Origin of the sequence: Micromonospora sp. WMMA1976, from assembly GCF_027497335.1 — a bacterium.
GTDB lineage: Bacteria > Actinomycetota > Actinomycetes > Mycobacteriales > Micromonosporaceae > Micromonospora > Micromonospora aurantiaca.
The window spans coordinates 6,202,998-6,228,524 of record NZ_CP114912.1 but is presented as its reverse complement, the minus strand read 5'-3'; the positions used below and the strand labels follow the sequence as shown (position 1 = coordinate 6,228,524).

21 protein-coding genes are annotated in these 25,527 nt (G+C 71.3%); 11 read left to right on the top strand and 10 right to left on the bottom strand.

Annotated features, from left to right (window positions below):
• Positions 1 to 362 precede the first annotated feature (362 nt).
• Entirely contained in the window at positions 363 to 2,111 is a 1,749-nt protein-coding gene (murJ, locus tag O7546_RS28780; protein WP_194800295.1) for a murein biosynthesis integral membrane protein MurJ, read from the bottom strand.
• A gap of 132 nt (positions 2,112 to 2,243) precedes the next feature.
• Between murJ and O7546_RS28775 the strand changes: the two genes are divergently transcribed.
• Together O7546_RS28775 and O7546_RS28770 are read left to right on the top strand one after the other, a co-directional pair.
• Positions 2,244 to 3,704 (top strand): CCA tRNA nucleotidyltransferase, encoded by a 1,461-nt coding sequence (locus tag O7546_RS28775; protein ID WP_194800296.1) that lies wholly within the window; start codon positions 2,244 to 2,246, stop codon positions 3,702 to 3,704.
• Positions 3,705 to 3,881: 177 nt separating this feature from the next.
• Positions 3,882 to 5,918, top strand: a complete 2,037-nt coding sequence (locus O7546_RS28770) for a S8 family serine peptidase (RefSeq protein WP_281600255.1) — start codon at positions 3,882 to 3,884, stop codon at positions 5,916 to 5,918.
• Positions 5,919 to 5,974: 56 nt separating this feature from the next.
• Here the strand turns inward: O7546_RS28770 and O7546_RS28765 are convergent, their stop codons facing one another.
• Both O7546_RS28765 and O7546_RS28760 read right to left on the bottom strand, forming a co-directional pair.
• Positions 5,975 to 7,483, bottom strand: a complete 1,509-nt coding sequence (locus O7546_RS28765; protein WP_194800298.1) for a flotillin family protein — start codon at positions 7,481 to 7,483, stop codon at positions 5,975 to 5,977.
• A 25-nt stretch (positions 7,484 to 7,508) separates the two neighbouring features.
• Positions 7,509 to 8,051 carry a hypothetical protein gene (locus O7546_RS28760; RefSeq protein WP_194800299.1) on the bottom strand — a complete coding sequence of 181 codons (543 nt, stop codon included), beginning with the start codon at positions 8,049 to 8,051 and terminating at the stop codon, positions 7,509 to 7,511.
• Positions 8,052 to 8,130: 79 nt separating this feature from the next.
• On the opposite strand from O7546_RS28760, the gene O7546_RS28755 reads away from it, so the two are divergent.
• Positions 8,131 to 8,610, top strand: coding sequence for a methylated-DNA--[protein]-cysteine S-methyltransferase (locus O7546_RS28755; protein ID WP_194800300.1), 480 nt, complete (start codon positions 8,131 to 8,133; stop codon positions 8,608 to 8,610).
• A 65-nt stretch (positions 8,611 to 8,675) separates the two neighbouring features.
• Here O7546_RS28755 and O7546_RS28750 read toward each other — a convergent pair whose 3' ends face one another.
• Both O7546_RS28750 and O7546_RS28745 read right to left on the bottom strand, forming a co-directional pair.
• Positions 8,676 to 9,755, bottom strand: a complete 1,080-nt coding sequence (locus O7546_RS28750) for an inositol-3-phosphate synthase (RefSeq protein WP_013289364.1) — start codon at positions 9,753 to 9,755, stop codon at positions 8,676 to 8,678.
• A gap of 23 nt (positions 9,756 to 9,778) precedes the next feature.
• Positions 9,779 to 10,417 (bottom strand): PadR family transcriptional regulator, encoded by a 639-nt coding sequence (locus O7546_RS28745; protein ID WP_120572535.1) that lies wholly within the window; start codon positions 10,415 to 10,417, stop codon positions 9,779 to 9,781.
• 175 nt (positions 10,418 to 10,592) lie between these two features.
• On the opposite strand from O7546_RS28745, the gene O7546_RS28740 reads away from it, so the two are divergent.
• The 3 genes from O7546_RS28740 (at position 10,593) to O7546_RS28730 (ending at position 15,718) form a co-directional block, all read left to right on the top strand.
• On the top strand, positions 10,593 to 11,039 hold the full coding sequence (locus O7546_RS28740) for a DUF5318 domain-containing protein (protein ID WP_013289362.1): 447 nt from the start codon (positions 10,593 to 10,595) through the stop codon (positions 11,037 to 11,039).
• Between the two features lie 194 nt (positions 11,040 to 11,233).
• Positions 11,234 to 14,041, top strand: coding sequence for a transglycosylase domain-containing protein (locus O7546_RS28735; protein WP_194800301.1), 2,808 nt, complete (start codon positions 11,234 to 11,236; stop codon positions 14,039 to 14,041).
• 120 nt (positions 14,042 to 14,161) lie between these two features.
• Positions 14,162 to 15,718 (top strand): glycosyltransferase 87 family protein, encoded by a 1,557-nt coding sequence (locus O7546_RS28730; protein WP_194800302.1) that lies wholly within the window; start codon positions 14,162 to 14,164, stop codon positions 15,716 to 15,718.
• Positions 15,719 to 15,739: 21 nt separating this feature from the next.
• Here O7546_RS28730 and O7546_RS28725 read toward each other — a convergent pair whose 3' ends face one another.
• Both O7546_RS28725 and O7546_RS28720 read right to left on the bottom strand, forming a co-directional pair.
• Entirely contained in the window at positions 15,740 to 17,740 is a 2,001-nt protein-coding gene (locus tag O7546_RS28725; RefSeq protein ID WP_269697858.1) for a hypothetical protein, read from the bottom strand.
• A complete protein-coding gene (locus O7546_RS28720; RefSeq protein ID WP_262012929.1) occupies positions 17,737 to 18,519 on the bottom strand; it encodes a deoxyribonuclease IV in 783 nt (260 codons plus the stop codon). Before O7546_RS28720 ends, O7546_RS28725 begins: the two co-directional genes overlap by 4 nt.
• 631 nt (positions 18,520 to 19,150) lie before the next feature.
• Between O7546_RS28720 and rpsF the strand changes: the two genes are divergently transcribed.
• From rpsF to rplI, 4 genes are all read left to right on the top strand, one after another.
• Entirely contained in the window at positions 19,151 to 19,441 is a 291-nt protein-coding gene (gene rpsF / locus O7546_RS28715; protein WP_013289357.1) for a 30S ribosomal protein S6, read from the top strand.
• A gap of 82 nt (positions 19,442 to 19,523) precedes the next feature.
• Entirely contained in the window at positions 19,524 to 20,051 is a 528-nt protein-coding gene (locus tag O7546_RS28710; RefSeq protein WP_018788497.1) for a single-stranded DNA-binding protein, read from the top strand.
• Positions 20,052 to 20,092: 41 nt separating this feature from the next.
• Complete coding sequence (gene rpsR, locus O7546_RS28705; RefSeq protein WP_013289355.1) at positions 20,093 to 20,332, top strand: 30S ribosomal protein S18; 240 nt, start codon at positions 20,093 to 20,095, stop codon at positions 20,330 to 20,332.
• Positions 20,333 to 20,346: 14 nt separating this feature from the next.
• Positions 20,347 to 20,793, top strand: coding sequence for a 50S ribosomal protein L9 (gene rplI, locus O7546_RS28700; RefSeq protein ID WP_135242573.1), 447 nt, complete (start codon positions 20,347 to 20,349; stop codon positions 20,791 to 20,793).
• 66 nt (positions 20,794 to 20,859) lie between these two features.
• Here rplI and O7546_RS28695 read toward each other — a convergent pair whose 3' ends face one another.
• Positions 20,860 to 22,536: a hypothetical protein gene (locus O7546_RS28695; protein WP_194800304.1), complete on the bottom strand. Its 1,677-nt coding sequence runs from the start codon at positions 22,534 to 22,536 to the stop codon at positions 20,860 to 20,862.
• 397 nt (positions 22,537 to 22,933) lie between these two features.
• Here O7546_RS28695 and dnaB point away from each other — a divergent pair, with 397 nt between their 5' ends.
• Positions 22,934 to 24,337 carry a replicative DNA helicase gene (gene dnaB / locus O7546_RS28690; protein WP_194800305.1) on the top strand — a complete coding sequence of 468 codons (1,404 nt, stop codon included), beginning with the start codon at positions 22,934 to 22,936 and terminating at the stop codon, positions 24,335 to 24,337.
• Positions 24,338 to 24,343: 6 nt separating this feature from the next.
• On the opposite strand, the gene O7546_RS28685 is transcribed toward dnaB, so the two are convergent.
• Positions 24,344 to 25,024, bottom strand: a complete 681-nt coding sequence (locus O7546_RS28685) for a maleylpyruvate isomerase N-terminal domain-containing protein (RefSeq protein WP_194800306.1) — start codon at positions 25,022 to 25,024, stop codon at positions 24,344 to 24,346.
• Positions 25,025 to 25,118: 94 nt separating this feature from the next.
• Positions 25,119 to 25,511, bottom strand: a complete 393-nt coding sequence (locus O7546_RS28680) for a zf-TFIIB domain-containing protein (RefSeq protein ID WP_281600254.1) — start codon at positions 25,509 to 25,511, stop codon at positions 25,119 to 25,121.
• Positions 25,512 to 25,527: the final 16 nt, after the last annotated feature.

The window sequence follows — 25,527 nt, the reverse complement described above, 5'->3', positions numbered from 1 at the left end:
CGTCGATCCCGGTCGTACCCGTCGAGAGCGACCTTACCCGGGATGCCCGGTTCTCCGACATGTCATCTTCCCGCTGTGACCGGCCGGAAGGCCAGTCGCCGCGGGCCCCGGCCGGGTCGCCCGCCCACCCGGCGGGCGAGCCGGACACGCACCGCCAATCTAGAGGTTGACGGCAAGGAGGCGGCACAGGGGCGTACCGGTGCGGCGGCGGGGAGGTTTTCCCCGCCCCGGCCTGCGCTCCCTCGTCCGTACGGTTGGTTGTCCACAGGCCGAGAGGCCCATTGGACGGCGGAATTCCAAGTTATCCACAGCCGTATCCCCAGCCTGGTGATCCTCGTTCACCGTCGGTCACCGCGAGGGGGTCAACGCCCGAGGCGCCGCCGGACCATCCCGACCACCTCGGTGATCTCGCCGATCCGCAGCACCACGGCGAGCCCGAGGTAGGTCGCGCCGATCGCCGCGCCGCCGATCACCAACTGGACCGCTGCGGCGAGCCAGCTCAGGCTCTCCGGGTCGCCGGGGAGCACCGCGACCACGAGCACACCGACGACCGCCGCGCCGAGGGCGGCCACGACCACCCGGCCGAGCGTCCGCATGATCCCGCCCAGCCCGATCCGGCCCACCCGGGGCCGCAGCAGCATCGCCGAGATGATCGCCGCCGCCAGGTACGACACCGCGTTGCCGAGCATCATCCCGGCCGCCGCGAACGTGTTCGAGAAGAGCAGGAACAAACCCACCTGGAGCAGCACGCGCAGCGCCACCACCGGAATGTTGATCAGAGCCGGGGTACGGGTGTCCGGCAGCGCGTAGAACGCAAAGGTGAAGAGCTGGCTCACCGCGAACGGCACCAGGCCGAGCGCCGCCACCAGCAGCACCGTCGAGGTGGCCACCGCGTTGTCGCCGGTGAACGCGCCGTACCGGAACACCACCACCGAGATCGGGGCGGCCAGCACCGCGTAGCAGACCGCGATGGGCGCGAGCACCGCGGTGACCATCCGGGTGCCCCGGGACAGGTCGGCGGTGACGTCGTGGAACCGGTTCTCGGCCGCCGCCGCGCTCATCCGCGGCATCAGCGCGGTGATGATCGAGACGGCGATGATGCCGTGCGCCATCATCAGCAGCAGGAACACGTTGTTGTAGATCAGCAGGCCGGCGTTCTCGCCGTCCCCGCCGGTGGCCCGGTTGAGCAGGTTGACCACCACGAAGAGGCCGAGCTGGTTGACCGCGACGTAGCAGAACATCCAGGCGCCGAGCCGGGCCAGCTCGCGCAGCCCCAGCTCGCGGAAGTCGAACCGCGCCTTCCACCGGAAGCCGACCTTGCGCAGCGCGGGCAGCAGGCCGACGGCCTGCACCGCCACGCCCAGCAGCGTGCCGCCGCCGACCAGCAGGATCCGGTCCCAGCCCACCTCGTCGGGCCGGAGGCCGGTCGCGCCGAAGACGACGATGTACAGGCCGAACGTGCCGATCGAGACGAGGTTGTTGAGGATCGGCGCCCACATCGGGGCGGCGAAGTGCCCCCTGGTGTTCAGCACCGCGGCGATCAGCGCGCTGATGCCGGTGAAGAACAGCATCGGCAGCATCAGGTACGACAGCCGGGTGACGAGCTTGGTGTACGCCGGATCGTCGCCGCCGGCCGCGTACACGGCGGTCAGCAGCGGGGCCAGCAGCACCGCGATCAGCGCGGTCACGGCGAGCGCCAGCACCGCGAGCGTCAGCAGGCGCTGCGCGTACGCCTCGCCCCGGTCCGCGTCGATCCTGCGGCGGCGCACCAGCACCGGCACCAGGACGCTCGTCAGCACGCCGCCGAGCAGGAACTCGTACACCTGGTTGGGCAGGAACTGGGCGGTGGTGAACGCGTCGCCGACCATCGTGCCGAGCGCGGCGCCGATCATCAGGTTGCGGATGAACCCCGTACCCCGGCTCACCAGGCTGCCGATCGCCATCACCGCGCTGTTCGCCGCGGCGCTGGTCTCGGCGACCACCTCCTGCGGCGGCGCGACGGCCTCGACGCCGGGCTGGTTCAGCGGCTCGGCGGAGATGAAGGTGGCGCCGTCGTCCGGCGGCAGGCCGCCGCCGGACGCGTTCGCGCTGCGGTAGAGCCCGCCGCTCATCTGCCAGCCTCCAGTGGGTACGTGGCGACCGGGCCCGGCCGGCCCTGCCCAACCGGAACCTTAGTCAACCCGGACCCGTTACCCGCGCCCGGCGCGGTCGATCCACCTCCGGCCCGATAGGCTGGCGATCCCATGTCCGAAGCCTCCGCCTCCCACGCCGCCGACCGCCGCGAACTGACCGCCGCGCAGCGCAACGCCGTCGCCGAACTGCTCCGAGTCTCGCCGGTTGCCGACGAGCTGGGCCGGCGCTTCGCCCGGGCCGGTCACGAACTGCACCTGGTGGGCGGATCCGTCCGCGACGCACTGCTCGGGCGGCTCGGCAACGACCTCGACTTCTGCACCGACGCCCACCCGGACGAGACCATCAAGGTCATCCGCGGCTGGGCGGAGTCGATCTGGGAGACCGGACGCGAGTTCGGCACCATCGCCTGCCAGCGCGACGGCCTCAACCTGGAGATCACCACGTTCCGGGCGGAGGTCTACGACCAGGTCAGCCGCAACCCGGTGGTGCAGTACGGCACCAGCCTGACCGAGGATCTCAAGCGCCGCGACTTCACCGTCAACGCGATGGCGGTCAGCCTGCCCGACCACCGGTTCACCGACCCGTACGGCGGGCTGGCCGACCTGGCCGCCAAGATCATTCGTACCCCGGGGACGCCGCAGGAGTCGTTCCGCGACGACCCGCTGCGGATGCTGCGCGCGGCCCGGTTCGCCGCCCAGCTCCGCTTCGCCGTCCACCCGGACGTCCGGGCGGCGATGACCGAGATGGCCGGCGACCTGGACCGGATCACCGCCGAGCGGATCCGGGACGAGTTCACCAAGCTGCTCTGCGGCGCCGACCCGATCACCGGGCTGCGCCTGCTCGTCGACACCGGGCTGGCCGAGCGCTTCCTGCCCGAGCTGACCGGCCTGAAGCTCACCATCGACGAGCACGCCCAGCACAAGGACGTCTACGAGCACACGCTCACAGTGGTCAGCAACGCGATGTCGCTGGAGTCCGACGGCTGCGACTTCGTGCTGCGGATGGCCGCGCTCATGCACGACGTCGGCAAGCCGGCCACAAAGGCGGTCGGCGCGGACGGCCGGGTCAGCTTCCACCACCACGAGGTGGTCGGCGCCCGGCTGACCAAGAACCGGATGAAGGCGATGCGCTACTCCAAGGAGATCACCTCCCAGGTGGTCAAGCTGGTCGGGCTGCACCTGCGCTTCTACGGGTACGGCCGGGGCGAGTGGACCGACTCGGCGGTGCGCCGGTACGTCACCGACGCCGGTGACCTGCTGTCCCGGCTGCACAAGCTGACCCGGTCCGACTGCACCACCCGCAACCGGCGCAAGGCCGCGCAGCTCGCGGCCGACTACGACGCGCTGGAGGAGCGGATCGCCCGGATCGCCGCCGAGGAGGACCTGGCCCGGGTCCGGCCCGACCTGGACGGCAACGCGATCATGGAGCTGCTCGGCGTACCGCCGGGGCCGGTGGTCGGTCGCGCGTGGCAGTACCTCAAGGAGTTGCGCCTGGAGCGCGGGCCGCTGGACCGCGACGAGGCCGAGGCGGAGCTGCTGCGCTGGGCGCGCGACGAGGGCATCACCGGCTGAGACCGGCGTCCGTGATCTGACGACGATACGGCGGCGTGTCGACCGAACGGGTGACCCGTTCCGGTCGATGTCTCCCGCATGATGAGTCATCGGCAGCCGCCGGATCGACAGATGCGGCTGGTCCGATCTCATCCGCCCGTCCGCTCCGGACGGTCGCTGGACACGGGGAGTCGATTCATGACACGTCACGGCGGCCTGCGCCGCTCCGCGCTCGTGGGGCTGGCCCTCACCAGCGCCACCTCCATCCTCTGCGCCACAGTCGCCGGGCCGGCCCTCGCCGACCCGAAACGACCGTCGGTCCGTGGCGCCGGCACGGCCGAGGCGGTGCCCGGCCGCTACGTCGTGGTCCTCAAGAAGGGCAAGACCACCCCGGCCAAGGTGAAGTCCGCCGCGTCCGCGCTGGCCGGCGAGCACGGCGGCACCGTCCGCCGGGTCTTCGGCAAGGCGCTGAACGGCTACTCGGCCACCATGGACGCCCGGCAGGCCGCGCGGCTCGCCGCCGACCCGGACGTCGAGTACGTCCAGCAGGTTCAGCGCTGGAGCACCGCCGGCACCCAGACCACTCCGCCGTGGGGCCTGGACCGGATCGACCAGCTCAAGACCCGGACCGACGGCAAGTACACCTACCCGGCCACCGGCGCCGGGGTGACCGCGTACGTGATCGACACCGGCATCGACATCGACCACCAGGACTTCGGCGGGCGCGCCCGCAACGGCTACGACGCGGTCGAGCAGGACGACGTCGCGCAGGACTGCGACGGGCACGGCACCCACGTGGCGGGCACGATCGGCGGTACGACGTACGGCGTCGCGAAGGCCGTCGACCTGGTCGCCGTCCGGGTCCTCGACTGCTCCGGCAGCGGCGACACCGAGCAGGTGATCGCCGGCATCGAGTGGGTCACCGCCAACGCCACCGGGCCGTCCGTCGCCAACATGAGCCTCGGCGTCGATCGCGTCGACCAGGCCGTGAACGACGCGGTCACCCGCTCGATCGCCTCCGGCATCACCTACGCCGTCGCGGCCGGCAACAGCATGCAGGACGCCTGCGGCTCCTCGCCGGCGAGCGTGCCCGCCGCGATCACCGTCGGCGCCACCGACCGGGTCGACATGCGTGCCTGGTTCTCCAACTACGGCCGCTGCCTGGACCTGTTCGCGCCCGGCACCGGCATCGTCTCGGCCAAGGCCGGCAGCAGCGCCGGCACGGAGTCGATGAGCGGCACCTCGATGGCGTCCCCGCACGTGGCGGGCGCCGCCGCGCTGCTGCTGGAGGAGCACCCGGCCTGGTCGCCGCAGCAGGTACGCGACTCGGTCGTGACCACCGGCATCGGCGGCGCGGTGCACGACATCATGGGCTCCACCGACCGGCTGCTGCACATCGGCTCGGCCGTGACGGCCCGCGGCTCGTACGGGCTCAAGGCCCGCGTCAACGGCCGTTACGTCACCGCGGAGAGCGCCGGGGCGAAGCCGCTGATCGCCCGGGGCACCTCCATCGGCGCCTGGGAGAAGTACGACGTGGTCGACGCCGGCGGAGGCCTGTTCGGCCTGCGGGCGCGGGTCACGAACAAGTTCGTCACGGCGGAGAGCGCCGGAGCGAAGCCGCTGATCGCCCGCTCGGCCACCATCGGCGCGTGGGAGAAGTTCCAGATCGTCGACAACACCGACGGCACGATCAGCCTGAAGGCGGCGATCAACGGCAGGTACGTCACCGCGCCGAGCGCCACCTCCCCGCTGATCGCCAGCAAGACCGCGATCGGCACCGCCGAGAAGTTCGACTTCGACGCCCCGGCGCCCCTCGTGAGCATCAAGTCGGTGGCCAGTGGCAAGTTCGTGACGGCGGAGAGCGCCGGGGCGAAGCCGCTGATCGCGCGCTCGGCGACCGTCGGCGCCTGGGAGAAGTACGAGCTGGTGAACGTCGGTGACGGCTACGGCACCTTCGGCCTGAAGGCCCAGATCAACGGCAAGTTCGTCACGGCGGAGAGCGCCGGGGCGAAGCCGCTGATCGCCCGGGGCGCCTCGATCGGCGCGTGGGAGGGGATGTCGTTCCTCGACTACAACGCCGACGGCTCGGTCTACCTGTACGCGAACATCAACGAGAAGGCGGTCACCGCCGGCAGCGCCGGCACCAGCCAGCTCATCGCCGGCCGGACGATCGACTGGAACAGCCCGACCCTCGGCCTGGGCGCCGGCGAGAAGTTCGTCGTCGCCGTGCTCTGACCCGTACCACAGCACGACGCCCGCCGGCTCCCGAGGGGAACCGGCGGGCGTCGTCGTCACTGGGTGACGGTGCTGCCGTCCACAGTGGTCTTGCCGTTGTGCTGGGCGCTGCTGCCCAGCCGCGCCAGCAGCCCGGCCAGGTCGATGCCGGTCAGGTCGCTGCCGAGCTGGAGGCCCTGGGCGACGTTGCCGGCCACCGACTTGGTCAGCGAGGACGCGCCGTCGGTGGAGATCACCGTCATCTTGTCGATCGCGCCGATCGGGGCGCTGGCCGCGCCGACCACCTCGGGCAGCACCTTGACCAGCAGGTCCAGGACGGCCGCCTCGCCGTACGCGGCGAACGCCTCGGCCTTGCGGGCCATCGCGTCGGCCTCGGCCTGACCCTTGGCGAGGATCGCCGCGGCCTCGGCCTGGCCCTCCCGCTCGACCGCCTCGGCGATCGCGGAACGGCGACGCTGCTCGGCCTCACCCTCCTTGGCGCCCTCGATCGCGTTCGCCTCGGCCAGCGCGGCCCGGCGGGCCCGCTCGCCCTCACCGGTGAGGCGGGCCTGCTCGGCGGAGGCCTGCGCGGCAGCGATCGTGGCCTGCCGCTGCGCGTCGGCGTTGAGCACCGCCGCGTTGCGGTTCGCCTCGGCCTCCTGCTCCACCTTGTACCGGGCGGCGTCGGCCGGCTTGCGCACCTCGGTGTCGAGCTGGCGCTGCTTCAGCTCGGCGTTGCGCTCGGCCACCTTCTGCTGCTCGGAGAGGATCGCCTGGTCCCGCTCGGCCTGCGCGAGCGGACCGGCCGCCGCCGACTTCGCCTTCGCCGCGTCGATCTCGGCCTGGATGCCTGCCTGCTTGAGCGCCAGGTTCCGGTTCGCCTCGGCGATCGCCTCCTCGGCGAGCAGCCGCTCCTGCTCGGCCTGCTGGCGGGCCCGCGCCTCGGCGATGGCCGCGTCCTTGAGCACGCGGGCCGCCTCCGGCCGTCCCAGGTCCTGGAGGTAGGAGCCCTCGGCCAGGATGTCCTGAAGCTGGAAGGTGTCCAGCACCAGGCCCTGGTTGGTCATCGAGTGCTCGGCCTCCTCGGCGACCGCGCTGGCGAACGCCGCCCGGTCCCGGATGATCTCCTCGACGGTGAGCCGCCCGACGATCGAACGGAGCGCGCCCGCGAGCACCTCGCGGGTGAAGTTGTCGATCTCCTCCTGCTGGTTCAGGAAGCGCTGGGCGGCGGCCCGGATCGCGTCCTCGGTGCCGCCCACCTTGACGATCGCGACGCCGTGCAGCTCGGTACGGATGCCCTGCTTGCTCACCGCGCCGCGGATGCTGACGTCGATCCGGCGGCTGGACAGGTCGAGCGACTGGAGCTTCTGCACCACCGGCAGCACGAACACCGAGGCGCCGAGCACGACCTTCTGCCCGGACATGTCGGTGGCCCGGCCGCCGTCGGCGGTCTGGGTGGTGCGGCCCTTGCGGCCGGTGACGATGAACGCCTGGTTCGGCCCGGCCACCTTGATCCGGGACAACACGAAGAGGACGAGGACGACGGCGAGGAGGACCGCGCCGCCGATGGCGACGAGCAGGGGCATGGGGGTTCCCGTCTGTGTGGTGGGGTCAGTAGGTCTCGACGTGCACGCTGGTCTCGCTCAGGGCTTCGACCACGAAGATCCGGGTGCCGACCGGCATCGGCCCGTCGGCGCGGGCGTTGAGCTTCACCGGCTGACCGGCGAGGCGTACCCGCACCTCGCCGTAGCCGCCGCTGGGGATCGGCGTCACCACCAGCCCGATCGCGCCGGCCAGGTGGTCGCGGGTGGGTGTGGCGTCGGTGCGCATGTTGCGGGCCGCGCGGCTCAGCCGGGCCGCCAGCCAGCCGGTGGGCACGGCGGCGAGCGCGCCGCCGGCCACCGCCGCCGCGACCATTCCGGGGGTACGACCCCCGAGCAACTCGTTGACGATCGCGCCGCCGAACCCGAACGCCCCGGTGAACCCGGCGGCCGCCTCCAGCGACACCGGCCCGTCGACGTCCGGCTGGCCGAGGTGGAGCACTCCCGAGCCGAGCAGGGCGAGCGTCAGCACGCCCACACCGACCCCGCCGATGATCAGGAAAATGAGCGTCCCGGTGGCCATGACCTGCACGGTATCGACGCCGTGCAACATCGACTTCGTTCAGCGGACGTCCAGCGGCGGGTCAGGGCCGGTCGGGGAGAATGTCGGCGGCCGCGCGACAATAGGTGACATGCGCTGGACCGTGCTCGACTCCCCGATCGGGGAGTTCTCCGTCGGCACCGACGACGACGCGGTGCGCGGCGCGCACTTCGGCCGGGTGGACGGGGCCTCGGGCGAACCCGGCGAGGCGGTGGCCCGGCTGGCGGTGGCGGAGCTGCGGGCGTACTTCGCCGGTGAGCTGACCGAGTTCACCGTCCCGGTGTCGGCGCCCCGGGGCTCGGAGTTCGAGCGCGCCGTCTGGCGGGAGATGACCCGCATCCCGTACGGGGAGACGGCTACCTACGGCGAGGTGGCGAAGGCGGTCGGTGATCCCGGCGGCGCCCGGGCGGTCGGGGTGGCCTGCAACCGCAATCCGGTGCCGGTGATCGTGCCCTGTCACCGGATCGTCGGCGCGGGCGGCAAGCTGGTCGGCTTCGGCGGCGGGCTGCCGCGCAAGGTGACGCTGCTGGAGCTGGAGGCGTCGGTGGCGCTGCGGCGCGCCTGGTCCTGACGTACGCGAAGAAGGAAGGCCGGGTCCGCGCGGACCCGGCCTTCCTTCCTGTGCGTGTCAGCGTGTCAGCGCTCGATCTCGCCGGCGATGAACGCCTCGACGGCGGCGTGCGCGTCGTGGTCGGCGTACTGCTCCGGCGGGGACTTCATGAAGTACGAGGAGGCGGAGAGGATCGGGCCACCGATCTTCCGGTCCAGCGCGATCTTCGCGGCGCGGACGGCGTCGATGATGACACCGGCCGAGTTCGGCGAGTCCCACACCTCGAGCTTCAGCTCAGCGTTGAGCGGGGTGTCACCGAAGGAGCGGCCCTCCAGGCGGATGTACGCCCACTTGCGGTCGTCCAGCCACGGCACGTGGTCGGACGGGCCGATGTGCACGTCGCTCTTGCTCATCTCGTGCGGGATCTGCGAGGTCACCGACTGGGTCTTCGAGATCTTCTTCGAGACCAGGCGGTTGCGCTCCAGCATGTTCATGAAGTCCATGTTGCCGCCGAAGTTGAGCTGGTACGTGCGCAGCAGCTCGACCCCGCGGTCCTCGAAGAGCTTCGCCAGGGCGCGGTGCACGATGGTGGCACCGACCTGGCTCTTGATGTCGTCGCCGACGATCGGCAGGCCGGCGTCGGTGAACTTCTTCGCCCACTCCGGGTCCGAGGCGATGAACACCGGCAGGGCGTTCACGAACGCGCAGCCGGCGTCGATCGCGGCCTGGGCGTAGAACTTGTCGGCCTCCTCGGAGCCCACCGGGAGGTAGGAGACGACCACGTCGACCTGCGCGTCGCGCAGCGCCTGCGCCACGTCGACCGGCTTGGCGTCCGACTCCTCGACGATCTCGCGGTAGTACTGGCCCAGACCGTCGAAGGTCGGGCCGCGCTGCACGGTGACGCCGGTCGGCGGCACGTCGCACAGCTTGATCGTGTTGTTCTCGCTGGCGACGATCGCCTCCGCGAGGTCCATGCCCACCTTCTTGGCGTCCACGTCGAACGCCGCGACGAACTTCACGTCGGAAACGTGGTAGTCGCCGAAGGTGACGTGCATGAGACCCGGGACGCGGTCGTTCGGGTCGGCGTTCCGGTAGTACTCCACGCCCTGTACGAGGGACGAGGCGCAGTTACCCACACCGACGATGGCGACGCGGACGGAGCCCATAGCGTCTGCCTCCTTCTTCTTCATCACGGCCGCTCTGTCCTGGACGTTCCAGGCGTGGGCGGGCTGTCGTTGTCTCCTCGGCCACCGGCCGTCCCGGGTCGCGGGTCGGCCGGGGCCCGGCCGGAGCGCTCGTTGGCGATGAGCTCCTCCAGCCAGCGGACCTCGCGCTCACAGGCGTCGAGCCCGTGGCGTTGCAGTTCCAGGGTGTACGCGTCGAGGCGCTCGGCTGCCCGGCCGAGCACGTCACGAAGACCTTCGCGACGTTCCTCGATCTTGCGGCGACGACCTTCCAGGATCCGGAGCCGGGTGGCCTGGTCGGTCCGGGCGAAGAACGCGAAGTGCACGCCGAAGCCCGTGTCGTCGTACGTCTCGGGTCCAGCCTGCGCTATGAGCTGGGCGAAGCGTTCCTTGCCCTCCGCGGTAATGGTGTAGACCACCCGACCGCGTCGGCTGGTCAGCGCGGGAACCTCCTCGGCGGTCGCGGGTGTCTCGGCGGCTTCGGCGATCCATCCCGCCGCCTGCAGCCGGCGCAGGGTCGGGTAGAGAGAGCCGTAGCTGATCGCCGCCCGGATGGCGCCGAGCTTGGCGGTCAGCTCCTTGCGCAGCTCGTAGCCGTGCATGGGCGCCTCCTGCAGGAGGCCGAGGATGGCGAGCTCGAGCACGGGCCATCCCTTCTTTTCCCCCTGCGCGGAGAGCTAACCACCGCGATGTATCGGACCGATACATCGCACGTTAGCGGAGAGGGGAGGGTGGGGCAAACCCCTGCTTACGCGACGCGATCATCACGGATCGTGACCGTGGTCGCCTGGGTTCGCCGGAGCGCGTACCCTTTCCCGCATGCGTACGCAGCGCCAGGTCGTCGACTACTCGCTTCAGAAGCGGGCTGTGCTGCGTGAACTGCTCGCCGGGCGGATCGGCACGTACGACGTCTGCGACGCCTCGCCGTACCTGAAGAACGCTGCTCGTTTCCACGGCGAGCCGACCGACCACCGCTGCCCGATCTGCCGCAGCGAGAACCTGATCCACGTCCACTACATTTACGGGGACGAACTCAAGCAGTCGGCCGGCCAGGCGCGTACCCGGGCCGAGTTGCCCGTCCTGGCCATGACGCTGCGTGAGTTCCAGGTGTTCGTGGTGGAGGTCTGCCCCGGCTGCGACTGGAACCATCTCGTCGAGCAGTTCCTGCTCGGCCGGGACGGTCTCGCGGGCGAGGCGGAGGACGCGGACGAGTCGGTCGCGGCCAACGGCTCCACCCCTCGGCGAAGGCGAGAGGCGCAACGGTGAACGTGGCTGTCCCGATCGCTGCCGGCCCATTCCCCGGGTGGCAGAAGCGACAGCCTTTAAGCGTAATTGGTCCGAATAGGTCGGATTTGACGGGCACGCGCCGGTACCGCCGGCGGGTAACGTCCCGTGTTCCAGCTCACGGCAACCCGGTGGCGGCGCCCCCGCGCCCCACCGCGACCGGCAGGGTGTGAGGAATGAACTACGGCGATCCCAGTTCTTCGCGTGGGCGGGCCCAGATCCCGGGCCCGAACGGCGACCCCGGTTCCGAAGGGAGCCGGGGCGGGAACGGTTGGTCCGGCGCGGCGGACGGCGGCGCCTCGGCGCGCGCCTCCGCGACACCGTACGGCGCGGGCGGCCGGGCCTCGGTCGGCGGCGCCGCTCCGGCCCCGCGCGGCTCGGCCTCGGTCGGCCGGGCCGGTACGGGCGGCCGCGCCTCGGTGCCCGTCTCGCCGGCTCCCGGCGCCTCCGGGCGCGCCGGCGCCGGCCGGGCGTCGGTGCCGGTGTCCCCGGCCGCTCCGGCCGGGCGGGCCTCGGTGGGCGCGGCGAGCGTGGGCGGGCGTGCGAGCGTGGGCGGACGCGCGAGCGTCGGCGCGGCAGCAGTCGGTGGCCGCGCCCGGGTACCAGGTGCCGCCGGCGGTGGCCCCGGTGGTCCCGGCGGCCCCGGCGGTCCGCTCGGTCCCGGCCGGCGTGGCCGCGGTGAGGACCCGGCGCGCGCCAAGAAGCGCCGCCGGATCAACATCCTGATCGCCGGCTTCGCCGTGTTCATCATGCTCGCCGGCATCGGCGTGGTGAGCTTCACCTGGTACTCCACCAAGGTGGTGCTCCCGGAGGACACCATCCCGCCGCTGTCCACCACCATCTACGACTCGACGGGCACCGCGATCGCCCGGATCGGCGACCAGAACCGGCAGCTCGTCACCATCGACCAGATTCCGGAGCACGTCCAGCACGCGGTCGCCGCGGCGGAGGACCGGAACTTCTACAAGCACTCCGGTGTGGACTACAAGGGCATCGCCCGGGCCGCGTGGAACAACCTCACCGGCGGCGACAAGCAGGGCGCCTCGACCATCACCCAGCAGTACGCGCGCAACGCGTTCGAGAACCTGAACCAGGACACGTACGGCCGCAAGGTGAAGGAGGCGATCCTCGCCTCCAAGCTGAACGACAAGTACGACAAGCGCGTGATCATGCAGCACTACCTGAACGTCATCTACTTCGGCCGGGGCGCGTACGGCATCCAGGCGGCGGCACGGACCTACTTCGGCAAGGACGTCAAGAGCCTGAACGTGGCCGAGGCCGCGGTGCTCGCCGCACTGATCAAGCAGCCGGAGCCGAGCGCCACCCACCAGGGCTACGACCCGGCGATCAACCCGACCGCCGCGCTGGACCGGTGGAACTACGTGATCAACGGCATGATCACGGAGAAGTGGCTCGATGCGCCGAACACGCCGGTGCACCCCACCGAGTACCCGACGAACATCGCGAAGCCGTCGAAGAACAGCGGCGGCGGCTTCGGCATCGACACCCCGTACGGCAACATCGTCAACTACGTCTCGCAGGAACTGCGCGAGATGAAGCTCTGCACCGACAAGGAGGCCGAGGCGACCGAGAAGAAGCCTCTGTGCTCCAAGGCGCTGAGCCGGGGTGGTTACAAGATCACCACTACGATCAACCGGAAGATGCAGGAGGCGGCGCTCGCCGCGGCCCAACGGGCCAAGAAGGGCTCCGAGCTCGCCGGCCAGCCGTCGAACCTGATGGCTGCCGTGGTGGCCATCGACCCGAAGACCGGCCGGGTGCTCGCCTACTACGGCGGCGACAACGGCACCGGCACCGACTACGCCGGGAAGAACGTCGACAACGGCGTAGTAAGCGGCGGGCACTCGCCGGGTTCGAGCTTCAAGATCTACACGCTCGCCGCGGCGCTCAAGGAAGGCATCTCGCTCAAGTCCCGGTGGAAGGGGACGGCGTTCACGCCGAAGGGCACCAAGTTCAAGGTCAGCAACGCCGGCGCGGACACGGTCAAGTGCGGTGACTCCTGCACCCTCGAACAGTCGACGCTGAAGTCGCTGAACGTGCCGTTCTACTACATCACCGAGCAGATCGGGCCGGACAAGGTGCTCGACATGGCCAAGCGGGCCGGCGTCACCACCATGTGGCAGACCGACACCAACCCGGCCAAGGCGCACGACCTGACCAAGGCCGACCCGAAGGACCTGGCTCCCTCGCCGTTCTTCCACGTCATCGGCTACGGCCAGTACCCGATCACGGTGCTCGACCACGCCAACGGCGTCGCCACGTTCGCCAATGAGGGCATCTACCACAAGGCGCACTTCGTCCGGAAGGTGCAGAAGCAGAACCCGAACACCGGCCAGTGGGACACGCTCGGCGGGGAGAAGCTCGATCCGCAAAAGCGGATCGACAAGGAGATCGTCGCCGACGTCACCTCCGTGCTGAAGCAGTACCCGGGCCAGATCAACAAGAAGCTCGAGGACGGCCGTCAGGTCGCCGAGAAGACCGGCACCTGGGAACTCAACGACAAGACGACCGCCAACGGTGACGCCTGGATGATCGGCTACACGCCGCAGCTCGCCACCGCGGTCTGGGTCGGAAACGTCAAGGACCGCAAGGCGATCAAGTACAAGGACGGCCGGGACATCAGTGGCGCCCGGATGCCGGGTGACATCTTCCAGCGCTTCATGAACGACGCGCTCAAGGGCAAGGACAAGGAAGAGTTCCCGCCCGCGGCGAACATCGGCAAGGACGACGCCGGCAACGGCGAAGTGCCACCGCCGGCGAACGAGCCCGGCCAGCCGGGCCAGAACTGCGACCCGCTCGGCCTGTTCTGCCCCGGCGGCACGCCCGGCGGCGGCACCCCGGGTGGCGGCGACCAGGGTGGCACCAACCCCGGTGGAGGCGGGCTCCCCGGCGGTGGTGGACGGCCCGGTGGCGGCGGTGGCGGCGGTGGGTTGCTACCGAGCACACCACCGACACGACAGAACTGACGCGTACCACCTGACGGCGGCGGCCGGACCTCGGGTCCGGCCGCCGCCGCGTTTCGTGTACCGGAATTTCTCCGCGCGCGACGGGACGGCGACCCCCGGTGTACGGCAGGATGCCTCTCCATGAGCACTCAGTCGCCCGCAGGCATCGATGAGCCCGGCGCGTCCGAGGCGGCGCCACGACCCGCCGAGACGGTGGACCATCCCTCCCGCTCGGACTGGTTCGTCCGCGGCGCCTCCGGCCTGATCGGCGGGCCGCTCGGCGACCACGCCGCCGCTCTCGACCGGCGCGCCGGCCGGGAGAGCCGGTTCTGGACCGCCGGCCGGATCGTGCTGGCCCTGGTGTGCCTGACGCTGGCCCTGCACTGGGTGCAGAAGTCGCCCTGCCAGGACGGCGCCTGGCAGAACAACATCCAGTACACCCGGATGTGCTACACCGACGTGCTGGCGCTCTACTACGCCGAGGGGCTCAACGAGGGCAAGGTCCCCTACGCCGACCACCCGGTGGAGTACCCGGTGCTGACCGGCTACTTCATGGGCGCCCTCGGCCTCCCGGTGCACGCCCTCGGCTCCGACAACCCCGCCATCAACCAGGGCCAGTGGTTCTACAACCTGAACGCGCTGGTGCTCGGCGCGCTCGCCGTCGCCACCGTCGCGGTGATCCTCAGCCTGCGCCGACGACGACCCTGGGACGCCGCGTTGTTCGCGCTCTCCCCGGCGCTGGTGCTCACCGCCACCGTCAACTGGGACCTGCTCGCCATCGGCCTGGCCGCGTTCGGCCTGCTGGCCTGGGCACGCGCCCGGCCCGACCGGTACGCGCTGCTGCTGCCCGGAGTAGCAGGCGTCCTCATCGGACTGGGCGGCGCGGCCAAGATGTGGCCGCTGTTCATCCTCGGCCCGATCCTGGTCCTCGCGTTGCGCGCCGGCAAGATGCTGGCCGGGCTCGTCGCCACGGCGACCGCGCTGGTGACGCTCGTGGCGGTGAACCTGCCGGTGGCGATCCCGTACCGGGAGAACTGGGAACGCTTCTTCGACCTGAACACCACGCGCCCCATCGACTGGGGCACGCTCTGGTACATCGGCCGCTACCTGGACGGCCGGATCAGCCCGTCCGCACCCGGCGAGCTCGGGCCCTTCGAGTGGCTGAACGCGAACATCCCCACCCTCAACTGGCTGTCGTACCTGCTGTTCGGGCTGGCCTGCCTCGGCGTGGCCGGGCTGGCCCTGCTGGCGCCGCGCCGGCCCCGGCTGGCCCAGCTCGCCTTCCTGGTGGTCGCCGCGTTCCTCATCTTCAGCAAGGTCTGGTCCCAGCAGTTCGTGCTCTGGCTGCTGCCGCTCGCGGTGCTCGCCCGGCCGCGCTGGGGTGCGTTCCTGGCCTGGCAGGTCGCCGAGGTCGGCTACTTCGCCGCCTTCTACGGCGAACTGCTCGGCACTGCCATGTCCCGGCCGGTCTTCCCCGAGGGCGTCTTCGTGCTCGCGTCGAGCCTGCGCCTGATCACCGTGGTGGTGCTCTGCGGGTTCGTGATCCGGGACATCGTGCGGCCCGAGCTGGACGTGGTCCGGCACACCTACGCCGACGACCCGGACGGCGGGGTGCTCGACGGCGCGCCCGACGCGCCCTGGCATCAGCGCTGGCGCGCGCGAGCCGCCGAACGGCCCGTCGAACCCGTTCCGGTGTGACCGAGCCGGTCGTGTTCCGGTCTACAGCCGGAACACGACCGCCTCGCCGACCTGCTCCCGGGTCACGCCCGGCGTGTCGACCGGCCGGTCGAGCATCCCCTCCCACGGGGTGCCCGCCAGCTCGTCGCGCAACACGACCACGTTCTTCACGCCGATCTGCCGCAGGTAGTCGACACTCGCGTAGTCCGGGAAGCTGACAGTCGCCTCGCGGATCTGGGCCTGCGAACGCGGCGTGAAACCGCTGCCGCCGTTGACCATCGGCTGGAACCGGTCGGTGGACCAGAGCATCACCGGCTGATCCAGGTTCTGGCTGCTCGGCAGCACCAGCATCGGGCCGTCCACCGTCCGCATCGCCGCCGGCTGCCGCGGCACCACCGGCTGCGGCGTCGCGTTCAGCCCTTCCACGATCACCAGCGCCAACGGCAGCAGCGTGGCCAGACGCAGCCACGGGCCCGGCCACGGCGGCACCCGCTCGGCGGCCAGCTCGCGTACCCGCATGCAGAACGCGGTGACCGCGCCGGCCGCGAGCAGGCCCAGCAGCAGCGTGGCCCAGAGCATCATCCGGCCCGGCGTGCGCAGCCCGCTCCAGCCCGGCAGGTAGTCGAACAACGGCACGTAGGTGAACCGGCCGCCGAAGAACCGGGTGCCCATCGCCAGCGCCATCGTCACGAGCACGCCGGCCAGCAGGAAGATCCGGTGCCGGACCCGCCAGACCGAGAAGAACAGGCCACCGGCGGCGAGCGCGTAGAGCACGAAACCCGGCAGCAGCGTCATCTCCGGATGCCAGGGCAGCACGGCCCGGGCGCCCTCGTGCAGCCCGCCCCAGACCCGCGACTCGGCCGGCGCGGTGAAGAACCCGCTCGCCGGCGGCGAGTAGAGCGCGATGTCACCGAGCGTCCGCTCCGCGTTCGGGTGCAGCTCGGCGACCTTGAAGTACGGCACCGCCAGCGCCGCGCCCACCGCGGCGAAGGCCAGCCCGCCGAACACGTCGGCCAGGAACAGCCGCCGCCCGAACGGACGCCGCACCCGGCGCCGCCGCACGAACCACAGCACCACCGCCACCAGAACGGTGCCGGCCAGCATGTACGCGAACGGCAGCCCGATGCCGAACCCCAGGCTGAGCTGCCACGCGGCCACCAGCCACCCGGCGAACGCCCAGCCCGCCTGCCGGCGACGCGGCCGGTAGCCGTAGCGCAGGGACCAGCCGTGACCCCGGGCCAGCATGGCCAGCGCCAGCGGGATGCCGCCGTTGGAGAGGATGTGCAGGTGCCCCGCCTGGGCCAGCAGCCACGGCGCGTAGGCGAAGCCCGCCCCGGCCACCGCGCCGCCGATGCGGCCCGCGCCGAGCTGCCGGGCCAGCACGTACGCGCCGAACGCGGCGAGCGCGTGCGCCAGCACGAACATGATGTTGTAGCGCAGCACGGCGTGCTCCGGGCCGACCCCGATCAGGCCGGCCGGGGCGTACCCGAGGAGCGTGTCGGAGAACGCGAAGCTCCAGTTCTCCGGATAGAACGTGTTCGCGTGCCACAGCATCGCCGGGTCGGTGCGCAGGATGTGGCCGGACCACGCCATCTGCCACGCCTGCAGGCTCGGATCCCAGTAGTCCTGCGGCAGCGTGTGCCGCGGATAGCGCAACGTGGGCCAGGTCATCGCCGCGGCCAGCGCCAGCGCGGCGACGGCGGCGAGCGTCCACTCGTGCACCAGGAACCGGCCGACCGCGCGGATCGCCCGCCGGGGCCGGCCGAGCACCGGCTCCGGTGCGGGCCCGAACGCGGACCACGGATCGGCGGGCTCGTCACCGGCCGTACCCGTGGTGTCCTTGTCGCCGCTCCTGGCCTTCTCGGCTGCGGCGGCATCTCCGGCGGCGGCGGCGCCGTCCTTGGCGTCGCCCGTGTCGTCGGCGCCCTGGTCCCGGGCGTCGGTCTTCTCCCCGCCGGTGGCCTCGTCTGCGGTGCCGTCGCCGGGCCCGGCGTCCGCCGCCTCGGCGCCGCCGCCTGCCTTGCCGGACTGCTCGGTCGTCACGCCGCCGCGCCCAACTGCCCGCGCAGGAACGCGATGTCGGCGGCCTGGCCCTCGACGCCGCCGGGGGTCTCCACGATCACCGGTGCGCCGGCCGCGCGGATCAGCGCCACCAGCAGTTCCGGGTCGATGGTGCCACCGGTGAGGTTGTCGTGCCGGTCCTGGCCGGAGTTGAACGCGCCCTTGGAGTTGTTCGCGTGGATCAGGTCGATCCGGCCGGTGATCGCCTTCACCCGGTCGACCAGGCCCAGCAGTTCCTCGCCGCCCGCGTACGCGTGGCAGGTGTCCAGGCAGAAGCCGACCTCGTGGTCGCCGAGCGCGTCCCAGAGCCGGGCCAGCGAGTCGAGGTGCCGGGCACAGGCGTTGTCACCGCCGGCGGTGTTCTCGATCAGCACCGGCAGCGGGAAGCCGCCCGAGTCCGCCGCGTACGCGAAGGTCTTGCGCCAGTTGTCGAAGCCGACGGCGACGTCGTGGCCCGCGTTGACGTGGCCGCCGTGCACGATCAGGCCCTTGGCCCCGACGTCCGCCGCGGCGGTGGCGTGGGCGAGCAGCAGCTTGCGGCTGGGGATGCGGATCCGGTTGTTGAGCGTGGCCACGTTGATCACGTACGGCGCGTGCACGTAGAGGTCGACGTCGGCGGAGCGCAGGCGTTCGGCGTCCTCGCGCGGCTTCGGGGCCTTCCAGCCCTGCGGGTCGGCCAGGAAGAACTGGACCGCCTCGGCCTGCCGGGCGGCCGCCTCGGCCAGCGGGTCGGTCGGGTCGACGTGGGCTCCGATTCGCATGCAGGGCAGCCTACGTCGCGCCTGCGACGGCCGGCGCGCTCGCGGGAGGCACCCGGCGGGTCGGACGCGTCACCACCCGGCCCGGCGGTCGTTGTGCGAGGTGGGATCGATGGTCGACGCTCCGCCCGCACGTGGTCCACAGCACGGACGGGCGAGGGTGGACCCCCGGCAACGGGACGCCCCGCCGTGCGGCCCGGCACGACGGGGCGGGATCCGCTCGTCATCCAGGCACGGGAACCGGCAGTCGGACCAATTCCTCCATTTACCCCAAGCGGTGACGATAGCCATTGTATGGTCAGACCAGGTGACAACACGATAAAGCTCCGCGGGGCGTCTTCGATCCAACCTCATCGGTGTGGTCGTTCCTCCCCAGGTCCCACCCAAGGAATGCGGACGGGACGCCCCGCGGTCCCGTGGACAGGGGTCCACCCGCCGGTTCGCCCGGGGGTGGGCCCCTGTCGCCGCACCGGCACCGGGACCACCGGCCCGTCCATGATCGTCCGGACCGGCTATCCTGGTCCGGTTGTCCGTGTGTCCGGCCGGGTTCCCCCGGTATCGGCGCGGGCAACGACGCACGACCTCCTGCCACGGAAGGACCGTGGCCGCTTAGCCCACAGGAGGTGAGCACGTCTTGCGTCATTACGAAGTCATGGTGATCCTCGACCCCAGCCTCGAGGAGCGCACCGTCGCCCCGTCGCTCGACACGTACCTGAACGTGATCCGGACCGCGGGTGGCTCGGTGGAGAAGACCGACGTGTGGGGCCGCCGGCGCCTCGCGTACGAGATCAACAAGAAGGCCGAGGGCATCTACGCCGTCATCGACCTCCAGGCGACGCCGGAGGCCGTTGGCGAGCTGGACCGTCAGCTCCGACTCAACGAGTCGGTGCTGCGCACCAAGGTCATCCGCCCGGAGATGCGCTGAGCATCTAGACCCGGCACGTCCGGATCACAAGCCTCATCCACGCTGTCGTACGGCTCTGAGAGCCTGTACGACACAAAGATGAGTGCGCGAGGAGATGGTCATGGCAGGAGACACCACCATCACGGTCATCGGCAACCTGACCGATGACCCCGAGTTGCGATTCACCCCCTCCGGCGCGGCGGTCGCCAAGTTCCGGGTCGCTTCGACGCCCCGTTTCATGGACAAGGCCTCCGGCGAGTGGAAGGACGGCGAGCCGCTGTTCCTCTCGTGCACGGTCTGGCGCCAGGCCGCCGAGAACGTCGCCGAGTCGCTGCAGCGCGGCGCTCGCGTGATCGTGTCCGGCCGACTGCGCCAGCGGTCGTACGAGACCCGCGAGGGTGAGAAGCGCACCGTCATCGAGCTGGAGGTCGACGAGATCGGCCCGTCGCTGCGCTACGCCACGGCGAAGGTGCAGAAGATGTCCCGCTCCGGTGGCGGTGGCGGCGGCTTCGGTGGTGGTGGCGGCCAGGGCGGCGGCGGAGGCAACTTCGACGACCCCTGGGCCTCTGCTGCCCCCGCCCCCTCCCGCGGTGGTTCGGGCGGCAACTTCGACGAGGAGCCTCCGTTCTAATGGCGCCGAGCGCCCGCGATCGCAAACCAGGAGCACGAGCAATGGCTAAGGCTGCGGCCCTTCGCAAGCCGAAGAAGAAGGTGAACCCGCTCGACAAGGACGGGATCACCTACATCGATTACAAGGACACCGCGCTGCTGCGCAAGTTCATCTCCGACCGCGGCAAGATCCGCGCTCGGCGGGTGACCGGCGTCACCTCGCAGCAGCAGCGGCAGATCGCCCGCGCGGTCAAGAACGCCCGCGAGATGGCGCTCCTGCCGTACACGGCCACGACCCGCTGAGAGGAGGCACGGACATGAAGATCATCCTGACTCAGGAGGTGTCCGGCCTCGGCTCTCCGGGCGACATCGTCGAGGTCAAGGACGGCTACGGCCGTAACTACCTGCTGCCGCAGGGCTTCGCGATCGCCTGGACCAAGGGCGCGGAGAAGCAGGTCACGGTCATCAAGCGGGCCCGCTCGGCCCGCGAGATCCGCGACCTCGGCCACGCCACCGAGGTCAAGACCCAGGTCGAGGGTCTCAAGGTCAACCTGAAGGCCCGCGCCGGCGACGGCGGGCGGCTCTTCGGCTCGGTCACCCCGGCCGAGATCGTCGACGCCGTCAAGGCCGCCGGCGGCCCGACCCTGGACCGCCGCCGGCTGGAGCTGCCCGGCCACATCAAGGCGCTCGGCTCCTACCCGGTCAGCATCCGGCTGCACCCCGAGGTGACCGCCAAGTTCGACCTGAACGTGGTCAAGGGCTGACACCCGACGCACGACGCGAAAGGCCCGCACCGGCTGCCGGTGCGGGCCTTTCCGCATCCCCGCCGGTCAGCCGAGCGGATTGCCCGTCACCGCGCTGATCACCACCGTGGACAGGCCACCACCCACCACAGCGGCCGCCAGCGCCACAGTCGCCGACCGCCACGTCGTACCGACCTGCCGCAGCAGCACCGCCACCACCAGACTGCTCACCATCGCCAACCCGAACCGCGGCGCCGCCGACACCAACGACTCCAGGGCGTGCGCACGCGGCGAGTCACAACCCCCACCGGTGATGTCCGTGACGCACCCCGCCGGGGGCTGACCACTGAGGAACAGCAGACCGAGCACGAGCAGCACCGCCGGCACCAGATAACAGGCCACCGTGTAGACCAGCGGCCGCAACGGACCACCCGGATCCGGGTCCAGCAGGTCGTCCTCCAGCCGACGACCCCACGAACCGCCACCGATCGAGTCCACCCCACGCCGCAACGTCGACGGCGCCGGCTCCACCGGGCGACGGCGAGGCACGACACGCGGACGCGGCGCCGAGTACGCCACCGCCGGCGAACGCGGAGCCGTCGACGGCGTCTCCATCCACCGCGGATCGTCACCCGAGAGCCGGGTACCCGACCAGAACGCCTCGGCCCGCGCCGGCGACGCCCAGCCCTCCCGCACCGGCGGCGCAGAACGATCCCACGGATCCGCCCCCGTATACCGGTCGTCCGTGTCCCGCACCGGCTCCAGGAAACCGGTGTCGGTGAACCGGTCCCACTCACCCGTGTGCTCTGTACGGTCCCACCCGCTCTCCGCCCGCTCCCAGCGGCTCGCGGGTACCGGCCGGTCCCAGGCGTGCACCCCCGACGCGTCCCACGGGTCGACAGCGGGCGGATCCACCGGCTCACGCTCAGCACCCCGCCGACGCTGCCACGGATCCGCCGCCGGTTGCGGCCGCGCCGACTCCGGCGCCGCCCGTGACCAGGTCGGCTCCGAATCGGTCGCCCGCCCCCAGGCAGGCTCCGAATCGGTGACGCTCGACGGCGACCGGCCCGCGTCCGACGCCGCCGGCCACTCGGCCTCCGTCGCCGAGCGCGACCACGCGCCGTCCGAGGCCGCCGGACGCGACCAGGTGGAGTCCGACGCCGCCGGCGGCGGCCAGGAGGAACCCGGCGCCGACCGACGCCGCCGACCCGCCGGCCGTCCACCGTCCGGCCCGGCCGGCTCCTCGCCCGAACCCGCCGACTCCGGCAGCCCTGACCAGATCACCTGCGGCCGGCGCGTCGCCGCCCGGCGCGGACGGCTTCGAGGCGCCGCACCCGACACCGGCTCGTCGTCCTCGTCCGCCCGCCGGTTACCCACGTACCCCCGCTCCTGCGGGGCGTCCATCGTCCACTCGGCGGTGTGGTCCGACAACGGACCCGCGCCGATCGCGCGCAGATCCCGCCGGCCGGCCTCCGCCCGCCGACCACCACCGGAGGACGGCGTCTCCACCTCCTCGTCGTCGGGCGCGGCATGCCGGCCACCGCCGTCCGCCCGGCTCACCCCGGACTCCAGCGCCCACCGCGGAAGGTACGTCTCCACCGGCTCGTCCTGGCCGCGCTCGATCGCCCGCCGCCGGCTTGCCGTGCGGTGGCCCTCCGGCGCGTACGAGTCGACCCGGCGCGACCCGGCGGGCTCATCCCAGGAACCGCTCGGTCGTCGCTCGCGCGGGCTGTCCTCCCCGCTTCCCCAGTCCCGGTGTCTCACGGCCGGAGCGTGACCTCTCTCAACCCGAAAGTAAACCCGCTGTCCCAGGTGTCGCCGTTCGCAGCGATAGTACGGGACGAACGACGACAAAGCTTGGCCGGAAATCTTCCGTCCACAGGGTGGGGATAGGAAAAGCCCAGGTCAGAGGCGATAAGCCCGGAATTCCCCATCACTTTTCCACACCCCTGTGCACACCCTGCGCACATGCCTGTCCCCAGGCGTCCACAGGTTGTCCCGAGGCTCATCCACCGGCCTTGTTGAGCGGCTGACCTCGGGTTCCGTATCGTGGTCCACCGACCGCCGGGCGATGACCCCCGATCGACCGGAGGGTCGGCGGAGAGTTGTCATACCCCGGCGATAGAGCTGGACTCGATCCGACGCAGCGAGGGGGGAACCCGTGTCGGTCACCGACGAGACGCGTGCGGAACGGACCGGGGGACAATCGCCCGAGCCGCCGCCACGCGAATCTGCGTTCGAGAAGACACCACCCCAGGACGTCGCCGCCGAGCAGTGCGTACTCGGCGGCATGCTGCTGTCCAAGGACGCCATCGCGGACGTCGTGGAGATCCTGAAGACGAACGACTTCTACCGCCCGGTCCACGCCACCATCTTCGACGCGATCCTGGACATCTACGGTCGCGGCGAACCCGCCGACCCGATCACCGTGGCGGCCGCGCTCGCCGACTCCGGCGACCTCGCCCGGATCGGCGGCGCCCCCTACCTGCACACGCTGATCGCCAGCGTGCCCACCGCCGCGAACGCCGCCTACTACGCCCGCATCGTCGGCGAACGAGCAGTGCTCCGCCGGCTGGTCGAGGCCGGCACCCGGATCGTGCAGCTCGGCTACGGCACCGGCCCGAGCGGCAGCCGCGACGTCGACGACATCGTCGACCTCGCCCAGCAGGCCGTCTACGAGATCACCGAGAAGCGCGTCAGCGAAGACTTCGCCGTCCTGGCCGACATGCTCCAGCCGACGCTCGACGAGATCGAGGCGGTCGGCGCCCAGGGCGGGGTGATGACGGGTGTGCCGACCGGGTTCACCGACCTCGACCGCCTGCTCAACGGCCTGCACGCCGGCCAACTCATCATCGTGGCCGGCAGGCCTGGCTTGGGCAAATCGACCGCATCTATGGACTTTGCCCGAAATGCGGCGATTCGAGCCAATCAAGCGTCGGCGATCTTCTCGCTGGAAATGAGCAAGGTCGAGATCGTCATGCGACTCCTCTCGGCCGAGGCGCGTGTTCCGCTGCACGTCCTGCGGAGCGGGCAGCTCTCCGACGACGACTGGACCAAGCTGGCCCGCTGCATGGGTGAGATCAGCGAGGCGCCGCTCTTCGTCGACGACACGCCGAGCATGAACCTGATGGAGATCCGGGCGAAGGCGCGGCGGCTCAAGCAGAAGCACGACCTGAAGCTGATCGTCGTCGACTACCTCCAGCTGATGACCTCGCCGAAGCGCACCGAGAGCCGGCAGCAGGAGGTCGCGGACCTGTCGCGTGGCCTGAAGCTGCTGGCCAAGGAGGTCGAGTGCCCGGTGATCGCGGTGAGCCAGCTGAACCGTGGCCCCGAGCAGCGCACCGACAAACGACCGCAATTGTCCGACTTGCGTGAATCTGGCTCGATTGAGCAGGATGCAGACGTTGTCATCCTTTTGCACCGCGATGACTACTACGACAAGGAGTCGCCGCGAGCGGGCGAAGCGGACTTTATTGTTGCAAAGCACAGAAATGGTCCTACCGACACGGTCACGGTAGCGGCCCAGCTGCACCTGTCGCGCTTCGTGGACATGGCGATCGTCTGAGCGGCGTCAGCCGAGCAGCGGGAACCAGCCGGCGGCCTCGCCCAGCTCCAGCCGGTCCCGGTCGGTGAGCGGCACCCGCCCGGCGGCCTTCAACAGGTAGTCGTGGTCGTCCCAGCCGACCGGCCGTACCGCGTCGTCGCTGAGCAGGCCGTCCATCGTGGTCACCGCGACCCGCGTCGGGTCCGTCGCCGGCCGCGGCGCGTCCGGCAGGTCCACCACCAGGTCCAGGTGATGGATGACCGCCTCGGTGGTCAGGGTGGCGAGCAGATGGGGTACGCGCAGCACGTGACCCTGCGTGGTCACGTGCCCGTCGGGGTCGGCTGCGGTGGCCGCGCGGACGGCGGCGGGCGCGGTGTCGGCCCAGAGGCGGACCACGCCGGTGGGCCGGTCGAAGGCGGCGGCGGAGCGGCGTGCCCACCAGGCGTGCCCGCCGGCCGCGTCGTCGTCGCCGGGAGTGAACGCGCGCCAGTAGCTGACGTCGTCCACGTCGGCCGGTCCGGGTGCGGGGCTGGCCAGGGCGACGAGTGCGCGCTGGGCGTCGCAGAGGACGTGGAAGAGCAGGTCGGCGACGAGCCAGCCGCGGCACCGGGTGGGCCGTTGCAGGCCGGCGTCGTCGAGCGGGGTGACCACGGCGGTGATGCCGTCGTACGCCTGGGCCAGCGCCTCGTGCTGCCGGATCGGGCTCATGCCGAGCAGCCTGCCACGGTGTGGCAGGCGCGGCACGGCGACGAGCGCGCCGGGTCGATGCGGTGCACCGGCCCGGCGTGCGCGTGCTCGGCGGTCAGTCGAACAGTTCGCCGAGGAAGCCGTGCTTCTTCTTGCGCCGGTAGTGGCCGTGGTAGCCGTAGTGCTGCTGCTGGCTGTGGCCGTACGCGGGCTGCGCGTAGCCGTGGCCGGGCGGCGGCGGAGGAGGGGGCGGGGGGACGGCGCCGTAGCCGGGCTGGTGCGGCGCGGCGGGCGGGGGCGGCGGGGGCGGTGGGTAGCCGGCTCCGGAGGGCGCGGCCTGCCGGGCGCCGCCGTGCTGCTGGTTCCAGTTGGCCTCGGCATCGAACAGCTTTTCCAGCTCGCCGCGGTCGAGGAAGATGCCCCGGCATTCGCCGCACTGGTCGATGACTACTCCGCTGCGCTCGTACTGGCGCATTTCTCCGCGGCACTTGGGACAGGTCATCTGCATGACAACGACGGTACCG

Excerpts from the sequence above, each read along its gene's own strand:
- O7546_RS28755 (WP_194800300.1), top strand. The coding sequence starts at position 8,131 with ATGCGCTGGACCGTGCTCGACTCCCCGATCGGGGAGTTCTCCGTCGGC.
- rpsR (WP_013289355.1), top strand. The coding sequence starts at position 20,093 with ATGGCTAAGGCTGCGGCCCTTCGCAAGCCGAAGAAGAAGGTGAACCCG.
- O7546_RS28685 (WP_194800306.1), bottom strand. The coding sequence starts at position 25,024 with ATGAGCCCGATCCGGCAGCACGAGGCGCTGGCCCAGGCGTACGACGGC.
- O7546_RS28680 (WP_281600254.1), bottom strand. The coding sequence starts at position 25,511 with ATGCAGATGACCTGTCCCAAGTGCCGCGGAGAAATGCGCCAGTACGAG.
- murJ (WP_194800295.1), bottom strand. The coding sequence starts at position 2,111 with ATGAGCGGCGGGCTCTACCGCAGCGCGAACGCGTCCGGCGGCGGCCTG.
- O7546_RS28740 (WP_013289362.1), top strand. The coding sequence starts at position 10,593 with ATGCGTACGCAGCGCCAGGTCGTCGACTACTCGCTTCAGAAGCGGGCT.
- O7546_RS28760 (WP_194800299.1), bottom strand. The coding sequence starts at position 8,051 with ATGTTGCACGGCGTCGATACCGTGCAGGTCATGGCCACCGGGACGCTC.
- O7546_RS28735 (WP_194800301.1), top strand. The coding sequence starts at position 11,234 with ATGAACTACGGCGATCCCAGTTCTTCGCGTGGGCGGGCCCAGATCCCG.
- O7546_RS28720 (WP_262012929.1), bottom strand. The coding sequence starts at position 18,519 with ATGCGAATCGGAGCCCACGTCGACCCGACCGACCCGCTGGCCGAGGCG.
- O7546_RS28775 (WP_194800296.1), top strand. The coding sequence starts at position 2,244 with ATGTCCGAAGCCTCCGCCTCCCACGCCGCCGACCGCCGCGAACTGACC.
- rplI (WP_135242573.1), top strand. The coding sequence starts at position 20,347 with ATGAAGATCATCCTGACTCAGGAGGTGTCCGGCCTCGGCTCTCCGGGC.
- O7546_RS28730 (WP_194800302.1), top strand. The coding sequence starts at position 14,162 with ATGAGCACTCAGTCGCCCGCAGGCATCGATGAGCCCGGCGCGTCCGAG.
- O7546_RS28765 (WP_194800298.1), bottom strand. The coding sequence starts at position 7,483 with ATGCCCCTGCTCGTCGCCATCGGCGGCGCGGTCCTCCTCGCCGTCGTC.
- O7546_RS28770 (WP_281600255.1), top strand. The coding sequence starts at position 3,882 with ATGACACGTCACGGCGGCCTGCGCCGCTCCGCGCTCGTGGGGCTGGCC.
- O7546_RS28750 (WP_013289364.1), bottom strand. The coding sequence starts at position 9,755 with ATGGGCTCCGTCCGCGTCGCCATCGTCGGTGTGGGTAACTGCGCCTCG.